The sequence below is a fragment of the Cytophaga hutchinsonii ATCC 33406 genome (assembly GCF_000014145.1).
Lineage (GTDB): Bacteria > Bacteroidota > Bacteroidia > Cytophagales > Cytophagaceae > Cytophaga > Cytophaga hutchinsonii.
Genome location: NC_008255.1, coordinates 1,207,478 through 1,218,577 on the forward strand (window position 1 = coordinate 1,207,478; position 11,100 = coordinate 1,218,577).

Annotated in this window: 6 protein-coding genes and 1 tRNA gene; 4 read left to right on the top strand and 3 right to left on the bottom strand. The window is 40.6% G+C overall.

All coding sequences use genetic code 11. The annotated features are described in order from the left end of the window. Window positions 1-26: 26 nt before the first annotated feature. The gene (locus tag CHU_RS05105; protein ID WP_011584438.1) at window positions 27-326 is read right to left on the bottom strand and encodes an ATP-dependent Clp protease adaptor ClpS; all 300 of its coding nucleotides are present in this window, start codon (window positions 324-326) and stop codon (window positions 27-29) included. A gap of 74 nt (window positions 327-400) precedes the next feature. Between CHU_RS05105 and CHU_RS05110 the strand changes: the two genes are divergently transcribed. Then, window positions 401-1,867: a sodium:solute symporter gene (locus CHU_RS05110; protein ID WP_011584439.1), complete on the top strand. Its 1,467-nt coding sequence runs from the start codon at window positions 401-403 to the stop codon at window positions 1,865-1,867. Window positions 1,868-1,918: 51 nt separating this feature from the next. Here CHU_RS05110 and CHU_RS05115 read toward each other — a convergent pair whose 3' ends face one another. Next, window positions 1,919-2,257: an MGMT family protein gene (locus CHU_RS05115; RefSeq protein WP_011584440.1), complete on the bottom strand. Its 339-nt coding sequence runs from the start codon at window positions 2,255-2,257 to the stop codon at window positions 1,919-1,921. A gap of 514 nt (window positions 2,258-2,771) precedes the next feature. On the opposite strand from CHU_RS05115, the gene CHU_RS05120 reads away from it, so the two are divergent. Continuing rightward, window positions 2,772-2,856, top strand: a tRNA-Ser gene (locus CHU_RS05120). A gap of 632 nt (window positions 2,857-3,488) precedes the next feature. On the opposite strand, the gene CHU_RS05125 is transcribed toward CHU_RS05120, so the two are convergent. Next, window positions 3,489-4,091, bottom strand: coding sequence for a hypothetical protein (locus tag CHU_RS05125; RefSeq protein WP_143144085.1), 603 nt, complete (start codon window positions 4,089-4,091; stop codon window positions 3,489-3,491). 395 nt (window positions 4,092-4,486) lie between these two features. On the opposite strand from CHU_RS05125, the gene CHU_RS05130 reads away from it, so the two are divergent. Both CHU_RS05130 and CHU_RS05135 read left to right on the top strand, forming a co-directional pair. Then, window positions 4,487-8,374 (top strand): NPCBM/NEW2 domain-containing protein, encoded by a 3,888-nt coding sequence (locus tag CHU_RS05130; RefSeq protein ID WP_011584443.1) that lies wholly within the window; start codon window positions 4,487-4,489, stop codon window positions 8,372-8,374. Beyond that, window positions 8,371-10,854 carry a T9SS type A sorting domain-containing protein gene (locus tag CHU_RS05135; protein ID WP_011584444.1) on the top strand — a complete coding sequence of 828 codons (2,484 nt, stop codon included), beginning with the start codon at window positions 8,371-8,373 and terminating at the stop codon, window positions 10,852-10,854. The genes CHU_RS05130 and CHU_RS05135 overlap by 4 nt, the downstream gene beginning before the upstream one ends. The last annotated feature ends 246 nt before the right edge of the window (window positions 10,855-11,100 follow it).

An 11,100-nucleotide genomic window follows, 5' to 3' on the forward strand; every position in this document is an offset into this window, starting at 1 on the left:
TGTACAGATATTAAAACAATCAATTATTAAAGAATCTCAGCAGAGATACCTTTATCGCAAATTCCCTGGCGCATTGGTTTTAATTCATTTAAAGAACCCATTTTTACAGTACATTTACCCTTATAATGAATTAACAGGGTACATTGTTCGGCTTGTTCGGGAGAATGCCCGCAAACAGACATTAATACCTGAATCACATGTTCGAAGGTATTAACATCATCATTGTATACAACAAGGTCATTCATGTCAGAAGTTTGCACTTCTTCCATTAAAGCGACGTCTTCTTCTTGTTGGAAAGGGAATGAATGAGATTGTATACGAATCATAATTCTTTCAGTAAGGTGTATAGCAAATTTAATAAAAAAAAGACAAATTTGACTGATTTTAAGAGATAAATAATATGACGGCTCAATTAATTATTACAATATTAGGAGTGTATTTCGCTGCTTTACTGCTGATTGCCTGGTTTACGTCCAGAAATGCAGATTCAGATGCTTTTTTTACAGGAAATAATCAATCTGCCTGGTATCTGGTAGCTTTTGGTATGATCGGCACTTCGGTTTCAGGAGTAACATTCATTTCCGTACCGGGACAGGTTGCCGCACAGGGTTTTTCGTATTTTCAGCTCATATTGGGCAATATGTTTGGATATTTTGTAGTAGCAGCCGTTTTGATGCCTATTTACTATAAATCGAACATGGTTTCCATTTATACCTTTTTAGAAGAACGGTTTGGATTCTGGTCCTACAAAACCGGTTCTGCATTTTTCTTATTATCCCGTACAATCGGGTCTTCGCTTCGCCTGTATCTGGCAGCAGAAGTATTACATACGTTTCTGTTCCGTGAGCTGGGTGTTTCATTTATTGTTACGGTTGGTGTTACCATTCTGCTGATCTGGGTGTATACATTTAAGGGCGGCGTTAAAACCATTATCTGGACAGACACCTTTCAAACGTTCTTTCTGGTAGGTGCTGTTATCATCAGTGTTGTTGTTATTTCAAACCAGTTAGGCTGGGGTACGGTTGAAATGATCAAAGAAGTAGATGCAAGTAAATATTCTACCATCTTTCACTTTGAAGACATAAAATCCCCGCAGTATTTCTGGAAACAGTTTATATCGGGCATTTTTATGACGATCGTGCTGACCGGTCTGGATCAGGATCTGATGCAAAAAAATCTTACCTGTAAAAATCTGGGTGAAGCACAAAAGAATATGTACTGGTTCTCTGTGATACTGGTAGCAGTAAATTTTTTATTCTTAACCTTAGGTGCCTTGCTCTATATCTATGCAGATCAAAAGGGGATAGCAGTTCCTGCACAATCCGATTTCTTTTATCCGATTCTTGCCTTAAAATATCTGGGTGTAATTGCCGGCGTATTCTTTTTGCTGGGAATAACGGCTTCTTCGTATGCCAGTTCTGACTCAGCACTGACAGCGCTGACAACCGCATTCTGTATTGACTTCCTCAATTTTAATAAAGGCAATGTTGTAAATAAAAACCGCACACGTACTTATGTGCACATAGGTTTTTCTATGCTCTTTTTTGTGATTATTGTTTTGTTCAAAGAATTCAATGAAGGTACAACGGTTATAAAAACAGTATTAAAAGCGGCCGCTTATACTTATGGTCCGTTGCTGGGCATGTTTGCCTTTGGTATCTTCAGCAAGCACAGAACAGTTACCGATAGATGGGTTCCTGTTGTATGTATAGTATCGCCGCTGCTGACATTCCTCGTTGTGCTGTTTATCAAAGAGGTACTCGGGTATCAGACAGCCTTTGAGGACTTGCTCATCAATGGCGCCATAACGATTATAGGCTTGTTGTGTATTTCACATGCGCCTAAACAACGCGATGCATTTTCATAATGGGGCAGCCTTTGTGTAGGGCAGGGGCAGCCGCAAAGGCTGTCCCTACGGTTATAACAATTCTTTTTCGGGATCCCAGAAGACGCTATTGAAATCGATGATTTTGATACCGTCTTTTATGTTAATGCCCTCCGTTGTCAGGCGTTCTTCCATTTCTGTCGGCGTAGCAAAATGGTGTTTGCCGGTTAGCAATCCGGCGGCGTTCACAACCCGGTGAGCAGGCAGATGCGGATGTGCGTGAGCGGCGTTCATGGCCCAGCCGACCATGCGTGCGGAAGATTTCATACCCAGATATTTCCCTATCGCACCATAGGATGTTACCCGTCCGCGGGGGATAAGTTCTACGACCTGGTAAACAGATGAAAAGAAATTATCGTGATTTTTCTTCATGATTAAAGATACGAAGTATCGGTTACATGAATCAGGGATGTGCAGTAAAAATAACTTTCCTGTAAGGTATGAAATGCAGTGTTTATTTAAGAAATTTGTATCAGTGACCGAATTAATTATCAGGGTATTCAAAGATAACCTGCTTCATACAGAAAACAGCTGATTTGTTATTTTTCAGCGCTGTCCAAAAACAATCAAACAAACTAACCCGGAACATACACGGAAGATAGGCGGAATATACCCGGAATATATATGCTTTTGATTACGGTTCTACTAGCTGAAGCTATGGGCTGTATATCATGGGTTGTATTCAAACGGGTTTGATTTTGATTCATTTTCGCTGCTGCATGTGATTTGATTTGCCGGTACAACTCAAACATTCTCTTACAGTTGAGTGCAGGTGATTTCAGTGTGGAAACTTTTTTTAAAGAAATTACGGACAGAAGTTTGCAGTTTATTTAAAAAAGCATAGTTTTGCATCCTCATTAGACAACACTGTTATCTATGATTGCATAGAGAGATGGCAGAGCGGTCGAATGCGGCGGTCTTGAAAACCGTTGAACTGCGAGGTTCCGGGGGTTCGAATCCCTCTCTCTCTACGTGTTAAAAAGCCCTTCCAATTTTGGAAGGGCTTTTTGTTTTACAGGGAATCAGTAGACAGTAAGCAGTAGTCATCGTCACGGTGGTCTCTCCACCATGGTCTGTGGCACACAGAACACAAAGATAAATTGAGTTAAGAAAGGGAATTGTAAATTGTTAGAGCAACTGGTGTTCTGTGTGCCACAGACCACGGTGGAGAATTGTTAGAGCAACTGGTGTTCTGTGTGCCACAGACCACGGTGGAGAATGCAACAAACAAATCCATATGTAAAACCAAACCGAAGCGCACGCATGCGTATAGGAGAAGTTTATTTCTGGACAAGTACAATCTGCTAAAAGACCAGAATAATAAAAATGATTAACTATATAGGGCAGTAGGTACAGACGGTGATGGAGAATGTAAGAGCTTATCTGTTTCCTTAAAAACGCACCGCTAGAGTCACAACTTTCGTTGTAACTCTTTAATCATATAGCTAATTGACACACCCGAATTTTAATACCATGTTTAAATGTTCGAATTTTTGAATATTAATGCGTTTTCTATTAAAATGTTCGAAACTCGGCTCCTCAAGTCTACGTGTTAAAAAGGTCTTATGTTTAAATAAGACCTTTTTTTTACTAATTTTTAAAATTAAAAGCTAAACCCAATTTGCAGTGAAGGAACTATGCTCACTTTGGGAGTGGTAAAGGTTTCGCCTTCTATTACATTGTTTCCTGAGATTTTTTGATTGGTTGAAATACCTATCCATGGGAAAATATATACAGAATCAAATTTATTAAATGGACGCCACAAATAGCCTGCGCGTAATGTTTGGATGAAAGAATAATAATTAGTTTTAATTCCAACTCTTTCTATAGTAAAGTTATATAAAGAAAGAGTCAAACCCACACTTAAGCCTTTGTTTGGATTGAAAAAATAATAATCAAAGAAACCATCGATACCAAGATTTTTAGCCTTCCAGCCCTTGTTTTTATTGCTCTCTTCAGCTTCTATATAAAAATCAGGGATCGTAGTTTTATAAATCCCAAGCCCGATATTTAATTTTTTATGAAATGTTGCACTTCTCCTTACAGCCAACGAAAAACCATTAAAGAAATATGTAGTAGGGTCTGTTTCTATATAAATTTGATTAATCTTTTCACTTGAAGAACGAAGACTATCGCTTATATTTTGTGCAAATATATTGATACAAAGTCCTAAGAATGACAATATCATACAAATGCTTTTTATCATAACTATAGTCATATTAGATAAGTAAAGGAAAATTATAATTAAAAATTATGATAGAGTCTTATACGAAGATATTTTTATTTAAAGGTTGGATTTTGATGATAAGCGGTAAGGAAGTAGTATACGTACGAAAATTCAAAATTAACCTTTCTGTATTAACACCATAGAGCAGTGGGTGGGTGGTCGAAAAGACCAACCATGTCGGAGAATTTCATCTTGTATATCTATACATAGCATCATTGCTGGGACAATCACCCTTTACCAAGTTAATTGGCTGGCATCGTTTATTGCACTTTAAAAATAAAAAAAATCACTTTACTGATGACCTTTTTGGGTGGAATTACGTAGCCTGTTACCTTTTTTGATAAGGCCAGCGATTCAAACTAAAGAAAATCAGTATGAAAAAAAGATTTTTAACGATGCTTATGTGTGTCGTATTTGCCCCGGGATTTTTACTTGCACAAGTTGGTCCGGGTTTAGGAAATCTTACGTATCCACAGTCCGATCTTTATAAAGCTATCTGGAAATATACAGAAGTAAACCATTATGGTTCCAATATAGCTACGATGCATAACGGATATCTTGTTACAACCTTTACGCCCGATAGCGGTAAACCTCCGGGAGGTATTTTAGTGTGGGATGTTTCGAATCCAAGACGGCCTATTCAGGTGGCACGGATATACGATTCAAGAACGTCAACGTTCCGTGAACAGCATGCCCTTCCGCAGCACGATAAATATATTTTAATGCAGGATGGTTGCGGTTTTCAAATTTGGGATTTTAGCGATCCGAGAAATCCAAAGCAGACCAAGAGACATTGCATGACTGGTTATGCACATGATGATTATGGTTCAACCTGGCAAATGTTCTGGCAGGCACCCTACATTTTTATTGCGAATGGCAGCAGAGGATTTGATGTCGTGGATGCAACGGACATTAACAATCCTCAATTTGTAAAACATATAACTACTCCAAGACAGATAGGGTCCATCTATGCTATAGGAAACCTTCTGGTTACTTCTGCTCATGACTTTGGTAAAGGAATTACCATTTATGATATCAGCAATCCGCGTGACCCCAGATTATTAAACAGTTTCAGTAACACGGAGAATATGTACGCTTCCATGGTGAATGGGAATAAGCTCGTCATTTCAGCAAGAGGAAATACCAATAATATGGTCTTTGGGACCTACGACATCAGCGACCCTTTAAACATACGGAAGCTGGGTACGTTGAATATTGGTAATAGTGGAGAACAACTTTATAACTCCATGCAGGATCAGTTTATTTTCCAGGGCTGCCAGAGTGAGGTTGTTAAAATTAATGCATCCAATCCCAATCAACTTACCATAGAAGGCAGAGGATCTTTAGGAATTAATGGCGACTCAGACCATGGACAGGTTTCGCCATTTGGAAATTTAATTTTTGTAGGAAACGATCATGGCTCGGGAAGCGGATTTTGGGTGCATCAGGTGCAGCCCGATAAAAAAGGGCCTGACGTAAATATGATTTCACCACGTAGCAACGAGGTTAGCAGAGCGCTTACTTCCCGTATTGGAATAACACTTACAGATCACATTCAGATTGAGTCCGTAAATAAGAATACGTTTATCGTCAGACCTGTTGGAGGGGCTGCCATATCCGGGAAATACAGCCATCAGTTTGCAATTGTAAACTTCAGCCCGGATCAGCCACTGTTACCAAACACTACCTATGAAGTTATTATTCCTGCAGGAGGGATCAAAGACTACGCTGGAAATACATCAACACAAACATTCACCTCGTATTTTTCGACAGGTCCAACGGGTAATTTTCCTCCAGGTACCGCTGGTACGCCCTGGGTATTTGAAGACGATAAACAAGTGACCTTAAACTGGGACAGAATTTCTAATTCAACAGGGTCTGTGATCAAAAGAAGTACTTCGCCAACAGGTCCTTTTCAGACCATTGGTACAACGACCCAGCTTTCTTACATAGACAGAAATCTTACCAACGAAACAACTTACTATTACCAAATAGTGGGGGAAAACAGCTTCGGACAAGGTGTAGCGTCGGTTGCAGTAAGAGCGAAGCCAGCATTCTACATTACATCCTTAAATTATACGTCACAAACAAATGGTTGGGGGCCGGCAGAAATAGATCAAAGTAATGGTGAAGCTGCTGCCAATGATGGTAATGTCATTACACTAAATGGCGTAGAGTATTCCAGAGGTTTAGGCGTTCACGCCCAAAGTACAATCAAATATAATTTAGAGGGCAAATACGATCGGTTTTTGTCTGATGTAGGGGTAGATGATGAAGTAGGTAACATAGGATCCGTCGTTTTTACGGTCAGCCTAGATGGCGTACAGATCTATACAAGTGGCTTGATGAATGGAACTACTGCTACCAAAGCCATAAATGTATCTGTTGCTGGAGGAAGAGAACTCACATTAACCGTTACGCAGGATGCAGATAACGGAGGGGATCATGCATCCTGGGGAGGTGCAAGGCTTATACCTGTCGTAAACCAGGCGCCATCTGTTGTTATATCAGGTCCTGCGACTAACAGTACATTCACAACGCTTGAAACGATTACTCTTACAGCTACAGCAACCGATACGGATGGAACGATTTCTAACGTGGAGTTTTATAATGGAACAACAAAATTAGGAGAGGATGCAACTACGCCTTATTCCTATTCATGGACAAATGTTGCTGTTGGTACCTATACGATTACGGCCATTGCGACGGATAATTCCGGAAATAAAAAAACATCAGCACCTGTTACCATAAAAGTCAATGTACCTCAGGGACCCTACAATGGAACAGCACACATCATTCCTGGTACCATTGAATTTGAATCGTACGATGTAGGCGGAAACGGTGTTGCGTATCTGGATAACAGTCCGGGCAGCTTGGTAACGCCTGTTGTAAATTTCAGGACAAATGAAGATGTAGATATTGAAACTTGTACGGATGCTGGAGGAGGATACAATATTGGCTTTACAACCGCCGGTGAATGGCTGGAGTACACCGTCAACGTGCAGGCAACGGGTATCTATGCGATGGATCTTCGCGTAGCCTGCCTGGGCGATGGCCGTACAATATCCGTAAGTATGGATGGTACAAACATAGCCAGCAATGTCGCGATACCGAATACAACGGGCTGGCAGACCTGGCAGACAATACGATTAAACAATATATCTCTTACAGTCGGTCAGAAGATTATGCGAATGACAGTAGGAGCTACCGACTTTGTTAATCTGAACTACGTTACGTTTACCTTGGTACCACCTCCTGTAGCCACCATTACAGCTACCGGCGCCACTGCATTTTGTGCCGGAGGAAGTGTCGTTCTGAACGCGGGTACTGGAACAGGCTATACGTATCAGTGGAAAAGAGATGGGAACAATATAGCAAACGCAACCACTTCAGCGTATACAGCGACTCAATCAGGGAGCTATACAGTCACAATAAGCGCCAACAGTCAGACTGTAACATCAACAGCGGTTGCCGTAACAGTTAATGCCTTGCCAGTGGCAACCATTTCTTCATCCGGACCGACAACATTTGTGCAAGGAGGCAGTGTAACGTTACAAGCAAACACGGGAGCAGGCTTAAGTTATAAGTGGTTTAATGGAACCTCTCAGATAGCTACAGGTTCAACATATGTGGCAAGTGCTACAGGAAGCTATACCGTAGAAGTAACCAATGCATCCAACTGCAAAGCTACATCATCATCTATCAGTGTCACAGCAAATCAGAATCAGCCCTCTGTCATTACGATCAACAGCCCAGTTGCTAATTCTACAGTAAGTGGTCCAATCAGAATAGAGGCAACGGTCTCCGATCCTGATGGAGCAATTGCGAAAGTAGAATACCTCGCCGGCACTACCTTACTTGGTACAAGCACATCATCTCCATACAACTTTATCTGGCAAACTCCAATATCGGGTAATCATGAGATTACAGTAAGGGTAACAGATAGCAATGGAGGAATAACGACTTCATCACCTGTAACTATGATATCCGGTACGATTACGGGAATACATTCTTCTACAGAAATTCAAATCACGGTTTATCCAAATCCATCTTATAAAGAAATTACACTTGAGACAGAGATGGATCTGACCAATGCAAAAATTACCGTGATCAATGTTCTTGGACAAGAAATACAACTCCCGTCAACGGTGAATGTAAATGGAGCAAACATTGATGTAAGCAGCCTTACAGAAGGAACGTATCTGCTTATTGTAAGACATGAAAATAACGTTATAAAGAGTAAAATATCAATTGTGAAATGATCATTCCGGTTCGTCGATTTACACCTAATGCATACATCATGAGGATACTCGTTTCTATAATTGTGTTTTTATGTATCGGCTGGATCGGGAGGGTAACTGAGCTGGAAGAGAATTTCATTACCCAGAACAAGCCGGTAGAGGTTGGTACATTTGTCACCTTTACCATAAATATTCCGGATGGTTCTGAAATTCCATATGTTGCATGGGATTTTGGTGATGGCAGTGGTCTGGGTAGATATAGGAAAAGTTTGAGTGTTTCTTACACCTTTACTGAACCAGGAGTGTATCAGGTATATGCGAGGATACAGGGAGAGGATTTTCCGCTTACAGTTATTCAAACGGTTTACAAGCCAACTCAAAAGCCTGCTCCTGCACATTCGTCAACAATTGTTATCGATACCGTTCATCAAAAAGTATGGGCTGTTAATACAGATAATAATTCCGTTGCCTATATAGACGCTTTGAATAATACACTTCTTTCCGAAATCCCAGTCGGTAAGCAGCCAAGGACGGTAGCGTTAGATAAAGATGGTAATGCCTGGGTTGCCAACGAAGAGGATGCAAGCATTTCAGTAATAGCTGCTGCTACAGGTCAGGTACTTCAAACGATCATACTGCCATATGCATCACGGCCATACGGGATTTGTTTTGATCCTCAAAAAGATTTTTGTTATGTAACATTACAGGGTACCGGAGAACTTGTAAAGATTGAAGCGATTGGGAGAGAAATTGTAGAATCGGTTCATGTTGGAAGAAGTCCCCGGGGTATTGCTGTCACATCTGATGGTAGCCAAATGTTAGTTACGCAATTTATTTCTCCAGAAGAAAATGGACTGGTACGTTTAATTGATACTAAGACAATGCATGTGCAGCAAGAAATTGTGTTGGCATTTGATGTTACTCCGGATTTTGAAGACAGGGGACGAGGTGTTCCCAATTTTTTGTCTTCTATTACAATAACACCGGATGGAACGGAAGCATGGGTGCCTTCGAAAAAAGACAATACAGCCAGGGGTATGTTTAGAGATGGCTTAGCACTTGAGTTTGATAATACCGTTCGCACGATTGTTTCAAGGATTGATCTATCTACCATGACGGAAAATTCTCAAATGAGGACAGATATCAATGATGCAGATATGGCTTGTGCAGTAGAGTTCAGCCCGTATGGTAATATAGCTTTTGTTGCTTTGCAAGGGGTTAACAAGATCACGATGATAGATGTTGCTTCCAATTCCAGATTGGGTTTGCTTGATTCAACCGGCCTTGCTCCTCAGGGTTTAGTTATTAATGCCGATGGTTCACGACTATTTGTACATAATTTTCTTACCAGAACCGTAAAAGTTTTTAATACGGAGGATATTGTGCTATCAAATAATTTTACTCCTGTAGTAGCAGCAACCATATCAACGATCATTACTGAGAAGCTTGCTCCTCAGGTATTGGAGGGGAAACAGATATTTTATAATGCGGCTGACGAACGAATGACATTCGCCGGATATATAAGCTGTGCGTCCTGTCATCTGGATGGTGCCAGCGATGAACGGGTGTGGGATTTTACGGATAGAGGAGAAGGATTTAGAAATACACATAGTCTTTTGGGAAGGGGTGGTATGGATATGGGTAATGTACACTGGACTTCTAACTTTGATGAGATTCAGGATTTCGAAAATGATATGCGAAATGGTTTTAAAGGAAAAGGATTTTTGCCTGATGCTGTGTTCGCCTTGGTTTCAGATCCACTGGGTAATCCGAAGGCAGGATTGAGTAGGGAGCTGGATGCATTGGCAGCATATGTTACGTCTTTGAATAAAGTTCATGCAAGTCCTTACCGCAATAACGATGGAAGCCTAACGGCAGACGGGATTGAAGGGGAAATTCTTTTTCAGGAATTGGGTTGTGGGTCTTGTCATGCAGGTCAGGACTTTACAGACAGAAAAACCGGAGTTCTGCATGATGTTGGTACTGAGCAACCATCCTCCGGTGAAAGACGAACGTTAGCATTGACTGGTTTTGGCACCCCAACATTAAAGGGCATTTGGGAAACAGCTCCATATCTGCACGATGGTTCGGCACTTACACTTAAAGATGTGCTTGTTACAAGAAATGCAGAGAAGAAGCATGGAGATCTTTCGAATTTAACAGAAACAGAATTGGATAAACTTGTAGCATATTTACTTCAGATTGACGATAACCAGGACGCAGTGATAACCGCGTTGCTGTTTCCGATTAAAAGAGAATTTGTAGCTATGAGAATATTTCCCAATCCAGCTTCCGAAAGCGCTAACGTACAATTAACCAACATTGTCAAATCATCAGGGACAATCAGAATTTACAACGTTATTGGACATCTATTGATGACAGTATTGGTAGAGGGTATGAATGAAATAAATCTGGATGTCAGCCAACTCAATAGCGGAGTTTATGTGGTAGAGTATTCAGATGATACCAGTAAATACAGTCAAAAAATGGTTATACAATAAGTCGAATCAAAAAAGCTTTCGTAATGAAACGAAAGCTTTTTTGATTCGCGCTGAATAAGAGTAAACTCTTATTCAAGAATGATCTAACGGTAATGGTCTTTTTCAACCAGAGGTATCATTGTTTCTGTGATAATAGCAACTGGTTGGTGACGCCCGGGAGACTTCAGTTGTGAGCGAGAGCTCCCGGCGGGCTAAACACCAACCAGGGCGGGGCTATTTACCAATCATTGTTTCTGTGATAATAGG

Excerpts from the sequence above, each read along its gene's own strand:
- CHU_RS05105 (WP_011584438.1), bottom strand. The coding sequence starts at position 326 with ATGATTCGTATACAATCTCATTCATTCCCTTTCCAACAAGAAGAAGAC.
- CHU_RS05110 (WP_011584439.1), top strand. The coding sequence starts at position 401 with ATGACGGCTCAATTAATTATTACAATATTAGGAGTGTATTTCGCTGCT.
- CHU_RS05115 (WP_011584440.1), bottom strand. The coding sequence starts at position 2,257 with ATGAAGAAAAATCACGATAATTTCTTTTCATCTGTTTACCAGGTCGTA.
- CHU_RS05125 (WP_143144085.1), bottom strand. The coding sequence starts at position 4,091 with ATGATAAAAAGCATTTGTATGATATTGTCATTCTTAGGACTTTGTATC.
- CHU_RS05130 (WP_011584443.1), top strand. The coding sequence starts at position 4,487 with ATGAAAAAAAGATTTTTAACGATGCTTATGTGTGTCGTATTTGCCCCG.
- CHU_RS05135 (WP_011584444.1), top strand. The coding sequence starts at position 8,371 with ATGATCATTCCGGTTCGTCGATTTACACCTAATGCATACATCATGAGG.